Source organism: Tenacibaculum aiptasiae, from assembly GCF_008806755.1.
Lineage (GTDB): Bacteria > Bacteroidota > Bacteroidia > Flavobacteriales > Flavobacteriaceae > Polaribacter > Polaribacter aiptasiae.
Window position 1 is genome coordinate 17,487 of the sequence record NZ_WAAU01000013.1, and the last position, 17,588, is coordinate 35,074.

A 17,588-nucleotide genomic window follows, 5' to 3' on the forward strand; every position below is an offset into this window, starting at 1 on the left:
GTTTAAATTTTCTCCTTAAAAGGAATCTCTTTTTTAAGCGCCTTCTTTTTAGTATTCCCAGGGAAAGTTAATGTAGTACTTGAGTATAATGTGCCAAAAGTTATGTTAGCATAATATACTTGAGAAATTGCATCTTCAATTTGTTGCGGTGTTAATTCTTTTAATGGATGTGTAAAAACTGACCATAAAATTTCATCTGAAAGTGCATACTTTACATCTAAAGCAGTATGAAAGTTTGCAACTAAAGAATTTAAAATTAATTCTTCAGTAAGTTGTTCTTTTTTGGCTATGGGAGAAATAATTCTCATTCGATTTGCTTTTTTATCAGCAACGCAAATTAATATTCTGTTTTTATAAATAAATCTCCATGTATTATTTTGAGTTAAGAGACTATCAGAGTTTTTAGTTATAATCTCATCTAGTTTTTCTATATTCATATTTTGAGCAGTGATTGTGTAACTAAAGAAAACTAAAAAAAAGTATACTAACTTCATATGAGAACAGTTTTCAATACAGTCGGAAAAAGATTAAAAAACTAACAATTTAGCTTAGAATTTTGGAAATATTTTTTTAAACTTTTTAGGAAGTTCTTTTTTTATATTTATTAACTCATTTGTAAATGGATGTATAAATTCTAATGATGAGGCATGTAAGTACAATCCTTTACCCTTTAAAACCAATTCTTCTATACAATGTTCCTTATCGCCTAGTATAGGGTTTCCTAAGGAAAGTAGGTGTTTTCTTAGTTGATGTTTTCTTCCTGTGGCTGGCTTCAATTCTACTAAATTTAAGTATGTAAAACGTGGTGAAGAAACTGTTTGTATTGTTTTATAATGAGTAAGAGCGTTTTTAGAATCGATAGGAGAATTGATTTCGCCGATAGATTCCATCTTTCCTATACTAATTGCGTGATATGTCTTTTGAATATTCTTTTTTTCAAATAACTGATTTAGTAAAGTAATACTTGAAGTTGTTTTGCCTATCAAAAGAAGTCCGCTGGTAGGATAATCTAAACGGTGAACAGGTCTCGGACGTACAGCATCAAATAAAGTGCTTTTTGTTAGGTTTTGTTCTAAAGAATTATCGATGGTAGCAAAAGAATTTCCACTGACTAAAATCCCTGAAGGTTTATGTATAATGGCTAAATGTTCGTCTTCAAATAAGACTTCTATAGAAAAAATGAATTTCTTAACTGTAGAATTTTGTTCTATTTTAAATAGCTCTATAGTTTCATTGCCTCTAATAAATAAAGCGGTAGAAGCTAGTTTTCCATCAACAAAAACCAACTCTTTTTTTATGGCCTTTTTTATACCAGATTTTGTTGGAATTGTTTTAAATATTCCAACGATGTATTCTTGTAACCGAATTGGAGTTTCCAATAAAGGTACTTTATGAGTTTCTGATAAAGTCATTAAAACCCAACAGCTTTATCATCACCTCTAGGATCTGCTCCTCCTTCTAGTTTTCCGTTATTTAAAACTAAGATTCCTTCAACCTTACCTATAACTGGAGCATCTTCTTCATTTAACGTATATCCAATTTTTTGTAAATCTTGTTTTACTGTAGTATCAAATTTATTGGGTTCCATCATTATTACATCTGGTAACCATTGATGATGAAATCGTGGTTGATTCACTGCTTCTTGCATTCCCATTTTAAATTCATGTACATTTAAAATAGTTTGTAAAACAGAAGTGATAATAGTTGATCCTCCTGGTGTTCCAACAACCATCCATAACTTACCGTTTTTTTCAACAATGGTAGGAGTCATAGAACTTAACATTCTTTTTTCTGGTGCTATTTCATTTGCTTTTGCTCCAATTAAACCAAACATATTAGGAACTCCAGGTTTGCTGCTAAAATCATCCATTTCATTATTTAAAAAGAACCCTAAATCTGAACAGTATAGTTTAGAACCATAAGCTCCATTAATTGTTGTGGTAACCGATACAGCGTTTCCAAATGAATCTACAATTGAGTAGTGTGTTGTTTCGTTACTCTCAACCATTTCAATGCTTCCGTGTGATACATCTTTTGATGATGTTGGTTTTTCAAAAGAAAAATCATTCATTCTATCTTTTGTGTATTCTTTACTAATTAATGTTTTTAAAGGAATTTTTACAAAGTCTGGATCTCCTAAGAAATGACTTCTGTCTGCATAAGCTCTTCTCTCTGCTTCTGTGATTACTTGAATGGTTTTTTTAGAGTTATGTCCATACTTATCTAAATCATAAGGTTCAATAGCATTCATAATTTGTGCTAAACAAATTCCCCCACTTGATGGTGGAGACATTGATATTACTCTTAAATCATCGTATGAAAAAGTGATTGGTGTACGCCATTTAGCTTCGTATTTAGCTAAATCTTCTTCGGTCATAATTCCACCGTTGTCTTGCATAAATTTTACGAGACGTTTAGCAGTTTCTCCTTTGTAAAATTCATCACGTCCATTTTTTAAAATACGTTCAAAAGTTTCTGCTAAAGCTGGATATTTAATAGTGTCGTTCTTTTTCCAGTTTTTATCAAAAATGATTGGTTCTTTGTTAGCCTTTGAAAAATAAGACTGATATTTTTTTATTCTTTTTTCCTGTTTTTCAGTAACAATAACCCCTCGTTTAGCTAAAGCAATTACTGGAGTTAATATTTTAGACATTGGTAAGCTTCCAAATTTTTTATGAGCTTCAAAAACTCCTGCTACTGTACCAGGAATTCCAACTGCCATAGCTCCTAAAGTACTTTTGTTTTTAATAATGTTACCTTCTTCATCTAAAAACATGTCTTTTGATGATGCTAAAGGTGCTTTTTCTCTATAATCTAAAGCGCCAATTTCTCCATCATTTTTACGATACACCATAAAACCACCACCGCCAATGTTTCCCGCATATGGATAAGCTACCGCTAGAGCTAATTCAGTTGCAGCCATTGCGTCGAAAGCATTACCTCCTTGTTTAAGAATGTCTGAACCAATTTTAGAAGCTTCTTCACGAGCAGAAACAACCATAGCTTTGTCGGTAATTAAACCTGTGATTTTTTCTTTTTCTTTAGGTGTTGTTTTACAACTAACAATACTAATTATTGAAAGAGCGATTAGAAATGTTTTTTTCATATGTTTAAGCAGTCTGATTTAGTTTTGAGTTGCAAAAATTGCGTAGTTCTTCAAAAAATAAGGTAAAGTCTTCTTCTAATGTTTGATAATGGATTAATAGGTCTTCAGTAGCTAAATTCATTTTTGATTTACCTTGAGTTCGTCTATTCATTCCGTTTAATACTTCTTGAATTCCTTTGGCAAACTGGTAATTGTACAACCAGTTGTACTTTATCATATAAGGAAGTAGTTCTTGTGTTTTTTCAGGGAGTATGTCAATGTTTTCTTCTAGTAATTTATATACTGAATTAGTATATACATCAAGTGGTATTTCTGAGTACTTTTTCCAGTTTCTAGCTAAAAAGTGGTCGTAAAAAATATCAATAATAACTCCACTGTAATGTCTGTAGCGTTCATGTAATCTCCTTTTACTCTTTCTAACAATTTCGTGATTGTCAGTAAAAGTATCAATTTCTCTATGTAAAATAATGCCTTTTTTTATGCCTTCGGGAAAATGTGAAAATTTATTTCCTTTAATATGATCGGCAATAAAATTTCCAATCATCAACTCAGTATCACTTCCAGATAAGTATAGATGGGCTAAAAAATTCATTTGATAAATGTAAACAAAAAAAATAACTAGAAAATAGCCCTTCTTATTTATTGTACAGAAAAATAACTTTCAATATGTATAGGAGTTCCTTTGTTGTCAAATCCTTGAATTTCAACTTTATAATTTCCAATTATATCTGAGGTGTAAAAAGAAATCTCTTGGTTGTTTAGTTTTACGTTAGGATTCCAAAAAAGTTGTGTTCTGTAATCTGGTATTTTGTTTTGTCTTTTATTATTGCTTTTATATGTTTGAAAGAAATATTTTTTTAAACTTTCTGGTTTTAATATGTTGACTGTTAGTACATTTTTAGATTGTTGAAAATAATCTTTATCAAAAGTTTTAACTTCTATTATGCCTTGGTATAGTTTACCACCATAAACATATTTTTCTTTAGCTATGGAGATTTGTTTTATTTTATTTGTATTAAAGTCAATTAAATCATTATGATTAAAAACAATATAGCCATCAACAATTAAAAGTGTAGGTAGTTCTTTATTCGTTTTTAAGTTTTGATCTCTTACATGAAAGGTGTAATTATTCTTTTCTTTACTTAACCAAACATCATTTAAAATTTCAACAGTAGTTTCTTTTACTGTTTTAAAACGTTTGTAGTCGTCAAGTACATATACCTTTTTTTTAAGTGATGATATAAATTCCTTTTTTTTATTAAAGTAAATAGAGTCTCGTTTTATGACACTATATGAGTTTTCTATTTGCATATAAACTGTTCTTTCGTTTATAGTTTTAACTAAACTATCTGTTAATGATATTTTAGAGTCAAATTTTAAATCTTTATAATTAAAAGGCTTTTTATTAATTTTTATGGTATAGGCTCCCCTGTCTTTGTCAAGAATTTGAAGTAATAACTTGGAATTGTTATTGTTTTTTAAATTAAAATAAAACTCACCATTTTTATTGGTGGTTGTAATTTTAGTAAAAGGATATTCTTCAATAGTAGAAAGGGCTATTTTTTTTCCATGCTTGTTTTGGTTTTTAAAACTTTCTATAGTTCCAGATATAAGGTTCCCTCTTAACTCTGGAATGTAGTTGTAATTATCGTTGACTTTTTCGAAATCATATTTTTGAGAAAAAGTTTTTATACTAGTTTTAGAAGGAATATCGTTAGTGATTTTTCTAACTGAAATAGAATAATTACCTTTTTGTTTAGGATATTTTAGAGTAACTTTTTCTCTCTTAGCATAACTTTTTCTTGTTGAATTATCTAATAAGTTTAGATTTTTAGTTGAAGTTTTTTTGGCTTTTAGTCTGTTGATAAAAGGGTTTACAATGTAAATGAAATCTTCATAGAAAGAATTGTTGTTTCTCATCCAATTTGTATAAGATATTAATTTGTAGGTTCCCGTTTTTAAATTACTTGGAAAGAATATATCTCCATAACCAGTTCCTTTTTCTAATTGTATTTTCTGTTTAAATACACTGTTCTTTTTTTCGTTAATAACTTCAATATAGGCTATCTTACTTAGTTTTGATGGTTGGTTGTTTTCTGTTAGGTTGTATATTTTATAATATAACTTTTCTCCAGATAAAAGAAAGTTAGAGTTATAATGAAGATATATTTTTTCCTGTGGTAATGTATAAGTGTTAGTGTTTTTTTCTTGAGATATACATTTTATTGAAAGTAGTATTAATAGATATATGTTTTTCATAGCTTTAAGTTTAGTCAATCCAAAAAGGAGGTTTTATGTTTGTCCCTAATTCATTACAGTCTCCACAAATTTTCTTTACCAATAAATAAGGTCCTTCTAAATCTTTAATTCCCAAGTCGTTTTCAGCATAATATAGATATCCTTCTTTTAAAGCATTGATTAAGTGTGACTCACCAGACATTGGGTCGATTAATTTAGGTGCAATAAACCTACACTCTTCTACAAAGTTGGGTTCATTATTAGTTATATCTTTACGGTTTATGAATAATCTTTTACTGCTAACAGATGAAACTTCAAAAAAGCCGATTACTTTTTTGTTAGGGTCTGATTCAGAACTTAAATTTCCTTCTAAAAAACCTGTTTGTATTTGAGAAAAAAAGCTTTGATTACTAGTGAAGCTTTTTAACGTATTGTAATAATTGTAAGAATAAAAATTTTGTACATATTGTTTTACTAATATGCTATATCTTTGAGATATTATAAAGTTGGTGTTGGCTATGAACCTTATTGGGAAATTATCTACTCTATCTTCAGATAAGGAAGCGGTTTCAGTGGTTATAACTCCTTTTGAGTATTGGGTTTTATAACAAGTTTTCTTTTTTAAAGAATTAGCAACAGTTTGTACTTCATATGGAGGAGTATCTGAGATTATTTTTAAAGCTAATTCAGACCAGCGCGGAGGGATTATTTTATAGGTTTCTTCATATTCATAACGATAGTACTTGGCATCATTTTTAGGGTTGAAACTATTAACGTTAAAGGTAACTCCCTTTTCTCCAAGTTTATTTTCTTCTAAAATATATGAAATGTTATCAATTTTAGTTTCTGAAGTTAGCTTTTCAGGTGTTGAAGTATATGTCTCGTTATTGGTAGTTTTTATTTTTAAAATATATTCTTTGTTTTTTTCTGCAGCAAAAGCTATTTCAGATTCATATACTCCGTCATTAATTTCTTTAAAATTATAAATCACTTGATTATTGTCTACAATATGAACTGAAGCATTCGTTTCTAATTTAGGTACAGAAGAATCTATTTTAAAAGTTCTTGATAGTTTAATTTGATGTTTCTTAAATTCATTTGTAATAGTTGATTCTATGACTAAATAATCTTGATAGTTAAGAGATTTTACTTGAAAAGGTTCTGTACAAGAAGAAAATAATAAGTAAATAAAAAAAAGATAATATATGTTTTTTGAATAATCCATAAATTAAAATTTAAAGTTATAGGTAATTGTAGGAACTGGAACAGAGAATACAGAGCTTTTATATGCTGATACCCTACCATTTCTTGTTTCGAAAAAAACAGAATAAGGGTTGTTTCTTCCTAAGACATTGTAAATCGAGATATTCCAAAAGCTATGAGCAAACTTTTTTATTTTATGGTTCCCTTCTACATTGAATCCTATATCTAGTCTATAATAGTCTGGTATTCTAAATGTGTTTCGATCACTATATAGTAGATATTCAGTTCCATTTAAAATGTATTTTCCAGATGGATAGGTGACAGGTCTACCTGACTGATAGGAAAAGTTTGAAGACAAGCTAAATCTTTTGGTTAGTTTGTAGTTTAGAATAATGTTAAGATCATGAGGTTTGTCAAAGTTTGTAGGAAAAAAGAGACCGTTATTAACTCTTTCTTCGGGGTGTTTACTATCGAGTTTAATTAAAGATCTTGAGTAGCTATAACTTAACCAACCGTTTAGTTTTCCTGCATTTTTTCTCAATAAAAATTCTATACCATACGATTTTCCTTCTCCTTGTAAGATTTCGGTTTCTATATTTTTATTTAATAGCAAACTAGCACCAACCTTATAGTCAACAATATTATTATACTTTTTATAATATCCATCAAGACTTATTTCGTAGTTGTTTTTTAAATCTTGAAAAAGACCTAAAGATACCTGTGTTCCATCTTGTGGTTTTATATTGAGGTTAGATAGTCTCCATGTGTCAATAGGTGAGGCAGATGTATTGTTACTTAATCGATGAATAAATTGAAATAGTTTGCTAAAACTACCTTTTAATGCTAAGTTTTTATTTAGAAGATATCTTCCTGATAATCGATAGCTTAATCCTTGATAGTTTTTATATATTTCATTGTTTTCATAATTTTTAACAGATTCTAAAGTAGCACCATTTTTAGGAGAGTTTTCCTTGTAGATATTTTGAGTTGAAGCCCCTAAAGCTGAGTATAAAGTATATCTTAAACCGAGGTTTAAAGAAAGTTTCTTTGATATATTGTATTTGTCGGAAAGGAATACAGAGTTCTCCATAGCTTTTTCCTTAGGAATTAAAACTGGTATTACAGAAGAACTGTTTCCTTTTGGGGTTAAGTTTCCAGGAGATATATTATAAAGTTTGGAGGATAATCCATAGTTGAAGCTATGTTTTTTAGAGTGTACGTATTTAAACTTTAGTTTTAAATTAGTTTCGTTTAATTTATAATCTAAATTAAAATTATTGTTGCCGTTACTTTCATAATCTGAGTTAAAACTGTAGGTGCTGTTGGAAAGAATAAGGTTACCAGTGTTTTTATCATTAAATGAATGCTTCCAATTTAAAGAAACAATTGTGTTTTGATAAGAGTTTATAGTGTCAGAAGCTATTTGGTATTTATCTTTACTATGATAACCTGTTATAAATAGCGAGTTTTTTTTATTAAAAAGATGGTCATATTTGGTTATAAAGTCAAAAAAAGAAGCGCTACTTTTAGCAAGTTTTTCTTCTTTTAAACTTTTTAAAACCCAGTCTGAATAGGTGCTCCTAATTCCTACTAGTACACCCGATTTATCTTTTATGATAGGTGTTTGGATGCTTACATTTCCTGTAACAGGGCCAATTGAAACTTCTCCTTTTAGTTTTTGCTTATCTACAACTTTTGTTTGTATATCAAAAACAGAAGAAATCCTTCCTCCAAATTCAGATGGGATATTTCCTTTGTATATTTTAATATTATTTGTAGTAAATGGATTTATAGCGGAGAACAATCCAAGAAAATGAGTAGGGTTGTAGATAACACCATTGTCTAACAAAAATAAATTTTGATCTATTTTACCACCTCTTACATTAATTCCTTCAGCACCTTCGCCTAACGATTTTATTCCTGGCATGGTGGTAGCTACTTTTAAAATGTCTCGTTCCCCTAAAACCAAAGGAATAGTTTTTATCTCTTCCGATTTTAGTTCAGTTATTCCAGAAATTACCTGTTTGGTGTTTTTATTTTTATTCGTGTTTATTGTTACTTCATCTAGTTGTTCACTATTTTCTGATAACTTAAAATTTAAGTTTCCGTTGTTATAAATAATTAATTTTTTCTTTATGTTATTGTACCCAATTAAGAGTGCTTCAATTTTATTTTCTCCATATGGAAGTTTTAAATTGTAAACACCATTTTTATTTGTTGTTGTAGAAATATTTTTGGCTCTCTCAATTAAGATAACACCCTCAATAGGTTTTTTACTTTTCTGATCAACTATGATACCTGTTAGGTTATATGTTGATTGAGGATTTTTTCTTTGTTCTTTTCCAATTTTAATTGGTTTAGTATTTTTGTAAGTATTAGAATTAATTATTACAGGTTCAACAACGTTCTCAGTGGTAATATTAGAATTTTGAGCAATTTGTTCAACTTCATAAATACTTTTTCTAATTAAATTACCTTGTGTTAGTATTATTTTATTGTTATCGTGTATGTAATAGTTTAAGGTTGAGTCTGTGAATATGAAGTCTAAAATTTCATTAATAGTAACATTGTTAAATTTTTTAGATTTTCTAGAATTATCTAGCCAATTATCTAAGTAAAAAAAAGTATAGTTAGTATTATTTTGAATGTGTTCAAGGGCTTCTTTTTTGTTTAGGTTCTTAAAATCAATTGAAATTTTGGTTTCTTTTACTTGAGCATTTACCTTAATGCTCAATAAAAGGAGTATAAAGAGGATTTGCTTTTTCATTTTTACAATTTAGGTGATGCTATAAGTCTAGCTAATTTTATGAAGAATAGATCTTTATTATCTCTGTATATATGAGAGTTCTGTTTATAAAAATGTTTGATTTTTTCTTTAGTGAAGCTTTTGTAGAGTTTCTTTTTGCTTTTAAGATCTATAAATTCTTTTTCATAATAAAAAAATAAATTTTCGTGTTTTTGAAATTTATAATATCGATGAGTGTTGGTTAATCTTTTGTGTTTTTCTTTTGTATGTTTTTTTAAAAGTTTGATTTTATCAGAATCGAATAATATTTCTAAGAATCCATATTTAGAATCATTAATAAATTTATGTTCACCTAATTTGAATTCTTTAATTAAGGAATTACTTAATATGGTAGGATAGTATTTGTATGTTTTTTTGATTTTAACAATCAAATGTTCGTCAGCTAAATCATATTTTAAAAGAACATTAAAAAAATCTTCATTTTGATAATTTACACTGCCTTTTTGAAATTGATTTCTTTTAAAAAAATGATGGTTTCCTTTTTTAGTTTTGTATTTTTCTTCATAAAGAATACCATAATTTAAGTTTGTGTTTTCTTGTCCAATAATGGAATCGAAAGTTATGAGATGCTTTTTGCTTCCTTGTAAATTTTGAGAAAATATGCATATAGGTGCATACAACAATAGCAGAGAGGTAGAGAAGAATTTTTTCAATTAAATAGCGTTTTTTGGTTGGTTAATTTTTTCTTTTTCAGTTTTTTACTGTAAATATATGTGTTTTTTTTAAAAATGATGATTTTGTTTTTAAACTGTATTTTAAGGCAAAAAAAAACTACCCTTAAGGGTAGTTTTTTAATATTTAAATAAATCATTGACTATTTTATAGGAGTGTTCTTTAAAATTTCCAATAAAAACTTCCAATACTTTTGAGTCGAAGAAATTTGAGCACGCTCATCAGGAGAATGTGCTCCTTTAATATTAGGTCCGAAAGAAACCATATCCATGTTAGGATAGTTTTGACCTAATATTCCGCATTCTAATCCAGCATGACAAGCGGCTACATTAGGTTTTTCTCCATGTAAATCTTCATATAATTTTGTAACCGTTTGTAATATTTCTGAATTTACATTTGGCAACCAACCTGGATAAGATCCAGAAAACTCTACGTTAAATCCTGCTAATTCAAAAGCAGCACGCAATGAATTCGCTAAATCCCATTTGTTTGTTTCAGAAGAAGAACGTGTTAAACATCCTATTTTAATGTTTCCTTCTTTAACAATAACACGTGCAATATTGTTAGATGTCTCTACTAATCCTTCAATATCTGGACTCATACGATATACTCCGTTTAAAGCTGTGTATAAAGATTTGATTAAACCTTCTTGAACTCCTAAATCCATTACTTTATTTGGAGTTTCTGTAGGTGTTAATTCAATAGCTAAATTAGGTTCTAAAGTTGCAAATTCAGCTTTAATACTATTGATTAATTCGTGAATTTCAAATAAGAAAGGTTCTTTAGAAATAGAGTCGATTACTACAGTAGCAAAGCTTTCACGTGGAATAGCGTTGCGTAAGCTTCCTCCGTTTATTTCAGAAACACGTAAGCCAAAATTGGTAAAACCATCAAATAATAAACGGTTCATTATTTTGTTGGCATTTCCTAAACCTTTAATGATGTCCATTCCTGAATGACCACCGTTTAATCCAGTAATTGAAATTTGAAAAGCAGTGGTGTTTTCTGGAGTATCTTCTTCGTTGTAAGTTCTAGTAGCTGTAATATCTACACCACCAGCACACCCCATACCAATTTCATCATCTTCTTCGGTGTCTAAATTTAATAAGATTTCACCTCGTAAAATTCCACCTTCAAGTCCCATAGCGCCAGTCATACCAGTTTCTTCATCAATGGTAAATAAAGCTTCAATAGCTGGGTGTACAATATCAGTTGATTCTAAAACCGCCATAATAGAAGCAACTCCTAATCCGTTATCGGCTCCTAAAGTAGTTCCGTCAGCTTTAACCCAATCACCATCTACAAACATTTTGATTCCCTCAGTGTCGAAATCAAAATCAGTATCGGCATTTTTTTGGTGAACCATGTCTAAATGACTTTGCATTACTATCATTTTACGGTCTTCCATACCTGCTGAAGCTGGTTTGCGGATAATTACATTTCCAACTTTGTCAACCATGGTTTCTAAATTTAAGTTATTACCAAAATCAACCATAAATTGAATTACTCTTTCTTCTTTTTTAGAAGGACGAGGTACAGCATTTAAGTCAGCAAAATTTTTCCAAACTGCCTTAGGTTCTAAGTTTTTTATTTCAGAATTCATTGTGAATTGTTAGTTTAGTTTTAAAGTACGAAGATACTTTTTTTAGATGAAATATATTGGTCGTTTCTTAGTTGAAAAATTGTAAATTCGCAGCATGGATTTTTCATCAAAATTATTAGAAAATGCAGTGAATGAAGTAAGTCGATTACCAGGTATTGGTAAGCGAACAGCGCTTCGTTTGGTGTTACATTTATTAAAGCAACCTAAAGAAAATACAAAGTATTTAGCAGAGGCTTTAACCAACTTACGTAATGAGGTGAATTCATGTAAGAAATGTCATAATATTTCAGATACTATTTTATGTGACATTTGCAGTAATCCAAACAGAAATGAAGAAATTGTTTGTGTGGTTGAAGATATCCGTGATGTAATGGCTATTGAAAGTACTGCACAATTTAAAGGTTTGTATCATGTATTGGGAGGTAAAATCTCACCTATTGAAGGTATTGGACCTCAAAATTTAAAAATAGAATCGTTAGTTGAAAAAGTTAAAGAAGGTGAAATTAAAGAGTTGATTTTTGCTTTAAGTTCTACTATGGAAGGTGATACCACAAATTTCTACATATATAAGCAGATTGAAAAATACAATATAACTACTTCTACCATTGCAAGAGGTATTGCTGTAGGAGGGGAATTAGAGTATGCTGATGAGGTTACCTTGGGAAGAAGTATTGTTAATAGGATTCCATTCGAGCAATCAATTAAAGGTAGTTAGTTTTTTTTTAAAGACTGTTATTCATTTTTCATTAATTCCAATCCAAAGTTTTCTATTTGCTCAAGTATTGGTAATACTTTTAATCCTTTATCAGTAAGAGAATATTCAACTCTTGGTGGAATTTCTGGGTAGGCTTTTCTATTTAAGATGTTAGAGGAGGTCATTTTTTTTAATTCTTGAATTAGCATTTTCTCACTAATCTCAGGAATTAATCTTTTTAACTCTCCAAATCTTCGTTTTTCATTTCCTATTTCATATACTATTTGTAAAGTCCATTTTCCACCTAATATTTTTAAAGCAGTGGCTACAGGGCATTTATTTTCATTTTTTTTCATGAGATAAATGTTTGATTATCAGTTTTACATACTTTTTTGTATGTACCGTACTTATTTGTATGTACTTGTCTATTAGTTTGTTAAGGTATAGTTTTGTAGGCGAAAATCAAAAGATTATGAATAGAATAGTAATAGTATTAATTACGAGTTTAGCTTTCACAGCTTGTGTAAAAACAGAAAAAATGAATAATAGAAATGAAATAGCAAAACAGTATTATCAAATTTTAGATAATGGAATAGCGGAAAATATGAATAATCTCCTAAGTGATACTTTGATTGATCATGATGGACATGGAGGAAATGCGGTTAAAGAGATTAAAGGATTGACTTTAGCTTTAAAAAATGGTTTTTCAAATTCTAAACATGAATTTGGGGTTATAGAATTAGTAGGTGATGATAAAGTTTTTGTTCGTTGGCGAATGACAGGAAAACATACTGGAGAATTTTTTGGAGTTCCTGCTACTAACAAAGAAGTGAATTTTGTTGGGCATGATTTAATGAAAATTAAAAATGATAAAATTGTTGAGATATGGCACGTTGAAAATCTTTTGGCTATGTTTGATCAAATGAAATCAGAGTAATAATAAAAAACCTCTCTATGTGTTGTAATAGAGAGGTTTTTATTGTTAAAGCAAGGTAAGTTTTTTTACATAAATGAGTTAGCATCACTATCGAAACCTACAAATAAAATATCACCAAAAGCTTCTCTTAATTCCTTACGTTTTTCAATAGAAAACTTATTAGGTATTACTCTTACTTCTCTCAGTTTTGGAAGAGAAAGTAGTTCTTTGGGTAAATCTTCTAAAGGATTTCCGCCTAGTTCAATGCTTTCAAGTGATGTTAGTTGTAGAAGTTCTTTAGGAACTGAATGGAATGAATTGTTAGAGATTACTAAAGTTTTTAAGTTTTTTAAGTTGGTAATAGATTTTGGGAGTTGTTCTAACTCATTCGAGTTTAAATTAAGCCAAGTAAGACTTTGTGGTAATTCTGAAAATTCTTCTATATTGTTGTTATGAGCGCTTAAAGAGTCTAATTTTGGGAGTTTTTCTAAAGGAGGGAGTTTTGTTAGTTGATTATACTCAATATTTAATCGTTTTAACTCTGCTAACTCAGCTAATTCGTTTGGTAAATGACTTAAATGATTGTTTGATATGTCAAATACGTTTAGGTTTTGTAGTTTGGTAATGTTTTGACTTATACTTTTTAATTTATTATGTGATAGGTCTAAATCTTTTAGTTTGGATAAAGAGAATAATGTATCAGGAAGGTCTTTTAGGTATTCGTTTTTTGCTTTAATTTCCTCTGCATTTTGAAAGAGTCCAATTTCTTCTGGTATAACTCCTTCTTTAGAACCATTGCTTCTAATCCATTTTGTTGAAATGTTATGTTTTTCACCAAAAAAAGCATAATACCCTTTTTCTAGAGCTTCAGGTATTGTTTTTTTGTATTCTTCACGGAGAGATAATTTGTAAACAACAGGCTCTTTAGAATTAAATATCATGTCGTATTCTGAGTCATGCCATAAAGCACTAGATATTAAATAAGTGTCATGTTTTTTAAGTTGTTTAAATTCTTTGGTTTTTATAGAATGAATGGCTGCCGTTTCAACAAGTCCTAAAAACAATTCTTTAAAAAGATCTAATTCAATCTCCATTTCATTGTACCATTTGTCAATACCTCCAAATATTTGGTTTATTATATCTGTTAAATCAATTTCCCAATCTAGCCAATCATCATCGCCCCATTCTTGGTATTCGCTTTCAGAACCAAAATAAAGAGTTACTCCGTTGTTGTAATAATCATCCCAATTTATGGCAATGGTACCTATGTTTTCTTCGAAAAGAATTTTTTTATATGCTGATTGCAAGCGTTGTTCAATTTTTATTAGATCGGTTTTCCAATCCCAGTTTTCAAGTCGCTCAATAATTTCTGGATGGTCTTCTTTTATCCATAAATTTTTAGTTTTTTTTAAATAAATTAAGGCTTCGTGTATATAGCTGCTAATATTTTCTTTGTAATTACTCATTTTCTGTTTTCATATTTAAAAATTCTAACACTCGTAATGCTTTTCAGTTCTATATTTGTTAAGACTCTGTCCTGAAATATTGAATGGAGTTAATGGAAGAATAAGGATTTTAGATTCTTTTTTTAAGCTTTTCTTAGGATGTAGCTAATATACTTAAAAGTAAATTTATTTTTAAAGTGTGTTAGTGTCAAATATCCATTAAAAAATGTATTTAGTTGTGTTTTTTTGTATGATAATTAGGATATAGTTTTTATTATATTCGGCCCCCTGAATAAAATAAACTATAGAAGTTTTTGGTATCTATTTTACTTTTTAAGAGTAAAAAAATCAAAGTATTAAAACTTTATCGAAACATTTTATGGATAGATATGGATTCCCCTTAAGTAATTGATGTTTCTTAGAGTTGTTCTATTATCATAAACTTTCTGAAAACATCAGTAAACTGTTCTCCAGCATATTTGGCTAATTCAGGACTTTTAAAACAAAGATGAGAACCTACGTCTGAAAATGTAACCCAACGACCATGGTCATCATAGCGAAATCCAGAAGAGCTCATTTTAAACCAAGGATAGTATTTGTGTTCATCAGGATTACTCCAATCAGGAACCCATTCTTCATTTAAAGATTTGCATAATAATTCAATGATGTACTGATACTTTAAATGTTTTGGGGTGTTTTCAAACATTTTGTCAAGTCTTTCTTGTGTAATGTTATTATCATCCAAAACATCCTGAATAGTTTTGATGGCTTCCGTTATTTTTTTAGGTATAGCCTCAAGTTCAATTTCACCTGTTTCTTTGTCGAAATTTTTTACGATAAATCCTTTAGGGATTTCAATTTTTAATGTTTCCATAATTTTTGTTTTTAATTAATAATTACTCCTTAGGGAGTTTTTTATGTTCTATTAATTATAATAAAATTGATGTTATGAAGAATTTTAAAAAAAGAAAGCTCTTTGAGTTAGTAGTTAATTGTAGTATTAAGAAGAAGTATGAAAGACAGATTATTAACTAAAGATTGGTTTTGAAAAAGCTTTTGTTGCTTTTTTAATTAATAATACTAACTGCACATGGGAAATTGAGGGAAATCATTATTAGTGCAGTTAGTTGTTGTCTAAGATTGTTTGTTTAATTATTTCTGTAAATGTATAGCAAGTAGAATGTTGTTTTTGTAACAAATGTTACAAATTAAAAGAAAATATTAGTTTAAGATGTTGTTAGTTTTAAAATTAAATTATAATTGTTTTATTGTAGTCGTCCCATTTTTGTAAGAGAAAAGATTCAATACTTGTGATTTCACTTTTTGTTAATAGTTTTTCAAAATGTTGTACATAAGAAATGATGTATTTTTTATAATATTCAAATGAGCCATCTTTTAATCTAAAATGAAAAGACTTCCATTCTTGAAATTCGTTTAAAATACTTTCTAGAAAAATATCTCTACTTCTTTTGTTGTTAAGTGATTTTTCAAGGCCATTTTCTATAAAACGATCAAACTGTTCTTTACCGGCTTGTCCACAGCAGCTAATGTTTCTTGCAATTGCTAGTTTATGGGTCTCAACACACCAACCGTATTTTTTTAAGATAGCTTCGATATCCCATATTTGTTCAATTTCATGTTCTAAATCATTGGTTCTTAAAAATTGAATATAATACGGAATCCATTTTTTATTTTGGTGAACTAATGAAAGTATGGCATGAGTTCCAGCTGGAGGTCCTTGGTCATATTCGTTTCTTATTATTAATCGATTGCCATCTTCACCATTATCGGTGGTTTTGCAATATTCTATAATTAGTGAGGTTAAACTTTCGTGTTTAGCAGCTAATTCAAAAAAAGATGGTTCTTCTAATGTGATAGAAGTGTTAGTATTATCGATAAATTTTATCTCAAATTTTATGCTATCTAATCTATTGCAGTTGTGAGGAGTTATGTTAGTTTGTTCGTCGGGATATAATAGTTTTATTTCTTTAATAGAAGTAATTATGGTTTCAAGTATTTGCTTTAAATCTGTTTCGTTTAAATGATTATCTGAAAGATCTTTAGTTAAAATTTTTTCATGTAGAACTTCTTTTTCTTCATAGTTATCACCGATTAAACCAAAAGCATTTATAAAAATATTTATCTCGTTCATAGATGTAATGGAAGTTAGTATGTAGCGAATATACTTAAAAGAGAATGATGTTTTGTGGTTGGGAAGAATTAAAAAGCTCTCTGAAAAGAGAGCTAGTTTAGTAAATATTTTATCTTTCGTTGAAAGAAAAATTAGTTGGGCTACCATGTCCATGATGTAAACACCAGAAAGTACCACCTTGAACTACTGAGTTCATTGATTCTGCAGTAGCTTCAAATACAGTTCCATCTCCACAAGTAACTGAACCATATCCTCCTCCTTTAATTGATTGTAGTTCTTCTTTGTTTAAAGTTGTACCTAAGTTTGAAATGTTGTTTATCATAATATAAAAATTTAAGTTTCTCAAATAAAGGTAATTAAGACGTGTGATTTAAGGTAACTTCATAAACGTAAGTAAGAAATGTATATGCGATTGATTGTGAGTAAGAAATCAATTTGTATAGTTTTCTTAGGAGAGAAGCAATTTTTTTTGAAATAAAAAAGAAAAGAAGCTGTCCCCCCGGATACTTCTTTTCTAAATTAACTAATCAATCAAACTATTAAAAAAACTTTTAGTTTATACTTCAAAGATAGTAGGAGATGGTAGTTGTTTTATTGAAAATTAGATGAATAGAGTGAAAGTGTAGTTGAGGTGTGGTAATGTGTAATTAAAAGAAAAAAAGATGTTAGTTTACTTAGTTGAATGGTGTTGTAAATGTATTTGTTATGATTTTTTATGTATAAAAATATCTCCAAATTTAGTTGGATAAGATA

The 17,588-nt window shown here is 28.9% G+C and carries 16 protein-coding genes; 2 read left to right on the plus strand and 14 right to left on the minus strand.

The annotated features are described in order from the left end of the window. Positions 1-2 precede the first annotated feature (2 nt). The 9 genes from F7018_RS08920 to F7018_RS08960 all read right to left on the minus strand — a co-directional run bounded on the left by F7018_RS08920 (position 3) and on the right by F7018_RS08960 (position 11,628). Positions 3-437 carry a hypothetical protein gene (locus tag F7018_RS08920; RefSeq protein ID WP_217701371.1) on the minus strand — a complete coding sequence of 145 codons (435 nt, stop codon included), beginning with the start codon at positions 435-437 and terminating at the stop codon, positions 3-5. Positions 438-548: 111 nt separating this feature from the next. Further along, the gene (locus tag F7018_RS08925; RefSeq protein ID WP_150899707.1) at positions 549-1,412 is read right to left on the minus strand and encodes an RluA family pseudouridine synthase; all 864 of its coding nucleotides are present in this window, start codon (positions 1,410-1,412) and stop codon (positions 549-551) included. Further along, entirely contained in the window at positions 1,412-3,106 is a 1,695-nt protein-coding gene (ggt, locus tag F7018_RS08930; RefSeq protein WP_150899709.1) for a gamma-glutamyltransferase, read from the minus strand. Before ggt ends, F7018_RS08925 begins: the two co-directional genes overlap by 1 nt. 4 nt (positions 3,107-3,110) lie before the next feature. Then, positions 3,111-3,698: an acyl carrier protein phosphodiesterase gene (locus F7018_RS08935; RefSeq protein ID WP_150899710.1), complete on the minus strand. Its 588-nt coding sequence runs from the start codon at positions 3,696-3,698 to the stop codon at positions 3,111-3,113. Between the two features lie 47 nt (positions 3,699-3,745). After that, positions 3,746-5,365 (minus strand): hypothetical protein, encoded by a 1,620-nt coding sequence (locus F7018_RS08940; protein WP_150899712.1) that lies wholly within the window; start codon positions 5,363-5,365, stop codon positions 3,746-3,748. Positions 5,366-5,375: 10 nt separating this feature from the next. Then, entirely contained in the window at positions 5,376-6,569 is a 1,194-nt protein-coding gene (locus F7018_RS08945) for a DUF4249 domain-containing protein (RefSeq protein ID WP_150899714.1), read from the minus strand. A gap of 3 nt (positions 6,570-6,572) precedes the next feature. Further along, positions 6,573-9,314, minus strand: coding sequence for a TonB-dependent receptor (locus F7018_RS08950; protein WP_150899715.1), 2,742 nt, complete (start codon positions 9,312-9,314; stop codon positions 6,573-6,575). A gap of 2 nt (positions 9,315-9,316) precedes the next feature. Beyond that, positions 9,317-10,006, minus strand: a complete 690-nt coding sequence (locus F7018_RS08955; RefSeq protein WP_150899717.1) for a hypothetical protein — start codon at positions 10,004-10,006, stop codon at positions 9,317-9,319. Positions 10,007-10,167: 161 nt separating this feature from the next. Continuing rightward, positions 10,168-11,628 (minus strand): aminoacyl-histidine dipeptidase, encoded by a 1,461-nt coding sequence (locus tag F7018_RS08960; RefSeq protein WP_150899719.1) that lies wholly within the window; start codon positions 11,626-11,628, stop codon positions 10,168-10,170. A gap of 94 nt (positions 11,629-11,722) precedes the next feature. On the opposite strand from F7018_RS08960, the gene recR reads away from it, so the two are divergent. Further along, positions 11,723-12,343, plus strand: coding sequence for a recombination mediator RecR (gene recR, locus F7018_RS08965; protein WP_150899721.1), 621 nt, complete (start codon positions 11,723-11,725; stop codon positions 12,341-12,343). Between the two features lie 17 nt (positions 12,344-12,360). Here the strand turns inward: recR and F7018_RS08970 are convergent, their stop codons facing one another. Next, a complete protein-coding gene (locus tag F7018_RS08970; RefSeq protein WP_150899722.1) occupies positions 12,361-12,678 on the minus strand; it encodes a winged helix-turn-helix transcriptional regulator in 318 nt (105 codons plus the stop codon). A gap of 116 nt (positions 12,679-12,794) precedes the next feature. Between F7018_RS08970 and F7018_RS08975 the strand changes: the two genes are divergently transcribed. Next, on the plus strand, positions 12,795-13,259 hold the full coding sequence (locus F7018_RS08975; protein ID WP_175578695.1) for an ester cyclase: 465 nt from the start codon (positions 12,795-12,797) through the stop codon (positions 13,257-13,259). 65 nt (positions 13,260-13,324) lie between these two features. Here the strand turns inward: F7018_RS08975 and F7018_RS08980 are convergent, their stop codons facing one another. From F7018_RS08980 to F7018_RS08995, 4 genes are all read right to left on the minus strand, one after another. After that, entirely contained in the window at positions 13,325-14,704 is a 1,380-nt protein-coding gene (locus tag F7018_RS08980) for a leucine-rich repeat domain-containing protein (protein WP_150899724.1), read from the minus strand. Between the two features lie 397 nt (positions 14,705-15,101). Continuing rightward, complete coding sequence (locus F7018_RS08985; protein ID WP_150899726.1) at positions 15,102-15,557, minus strand: hypothetical protein; 456 nt, start codon at positions 15,555-15,557, stop codon at positions 15,102-15,104. Between the two features lie 375 nt (positions 15,558-15,932). Further along, positions 15,933-16,835, minus strand: coding sequence for a hypothetical protein (locus F7018_RS08990; RefSeq protein ID WP_150899728.1), 903 nt, complete (start codon positions 16,833-16,835; stop codon positions 15,933-15,935). A 109-nt stretch (positions 16,836-16,944) separates the two neighbouring features. After that, positions 16,945-17,157: a hypothetical protein gene (locus tag F7018_RS08995; RefSeq protein ID WP_150899729.1), complete on the minus strand. Its 213-nt coding sequence runs from the start codon at positions 17,155-17,157 to the stop codon at positions 16,945-16,947. Positions 17,158-17,588: the final 431 nt, after the last annotated feature.

Excerpts from the sequence above, each read along its gene's own strand:
- F7018_RS08995 (WP_150899729.1), bottom strand. The coding sequence starts at position 17,157 with ATGATAAACAACATTTCAAACTTAGGTACAACTTTAAACAAAGAAGAA.
- F7018_RS08970 (WP_150899722.1), bottom strand. The coding sequence starts at position 12,678 with ATGAAAAAAAATGAAAATAAATGCCCTGTAGCCACTGCTTTAAAAATA.
- F7018_RS08925 (WP_150899707.1), bottom strand. The coding sequence starts at position 1,412 with ATGACTTTATCAGAAACTCATAAAGTACCTTTATTGGAAACTCCAATT.
- F7018_RS08985 (WP_150899726.1), bottom strand. The coding sequence starts at position 15,557 with ATGGAAACATTAAAAATTGAAATCCCTAAAGGATTTATCGTAAAAAAT.
- F7018_RS08950 (WP_150899715.1), bottom strand. The coding sequence starts at position 9,314 with ATGAAAAAGCAAATCCTCTTTATACTCCTTTTATTGAGCATTAAGGTA.
- F7018_RS08945 (WP_150899714.1), bottom strand. The coding sequence starts at position 6,569 with ATGGATTATTCAAAAAACATATATTATCTTTTTTTTATTTACTTATTA.
- F7018_RS08980 (WP_150899724.1), bottom strand. The coding sequence starts at position 14,704 with ATGAGTAATTACAAAGAAAATATTAGCAGCTATATACACGAAGCCTTA.
- F7018_RS08920 (WP_217701371.1), bottom strand. The coding sequence starts at position 437 with ATGAATATAGAAAAACTAGATGAGATTATAACTAAAAACTCTGATAGT.
- recR (WP_150899721.1), top strand. The coding sequence starts at position 11,723 with ATGGATTTTTCATCAAAATTATTAGAAAATGCAGTGAATGAAGTAAGT.
- F7018_RS08935 (WP_150899710.1), bottom strand. The coding sequence starts at position 3,698 with ATGAATTTTTTAGCCCATCTATACTTATCTGGAAGTGATACTGAGTTG.
- ggt (WP_150899709.1), bottom strand. The coding sequence starts at position 3,106 with ATGAAAAAAACATTTCTAATCGCTCTTTCAATAATTAGTATTGTTAGT.
- F7018_RS08960 (WP_150899719.1), bottom strand. The coding sequence starts at position 11,628 with ATGAATTCTGAAATAAAAAACTTAGAACCTAAGGCAGTTTGGAAAAAT.
- F7018_RS08940 (WP_150899712.1), bottom strand. The coding sequence starts at position 5,365 with ATGAAAAACATATATCTATTAATACTACTTTCAATAAAATGTATATCT.
- F7018_RS08975 (WP_175578695.1), top strand. The coding sequence starts at position 12,795 with ATGAATAGAATAGTAATAGTATTAATTACGAGTTTAGCTTTCACAGCT.
- F7018_RS08990 (WP_150899728.1), bottom strand. The coding sequence starts at position 16,835 with ATGAACGAGATAAATATTTTTATAAATGCTTTTGGTTTAATCGGTGAT.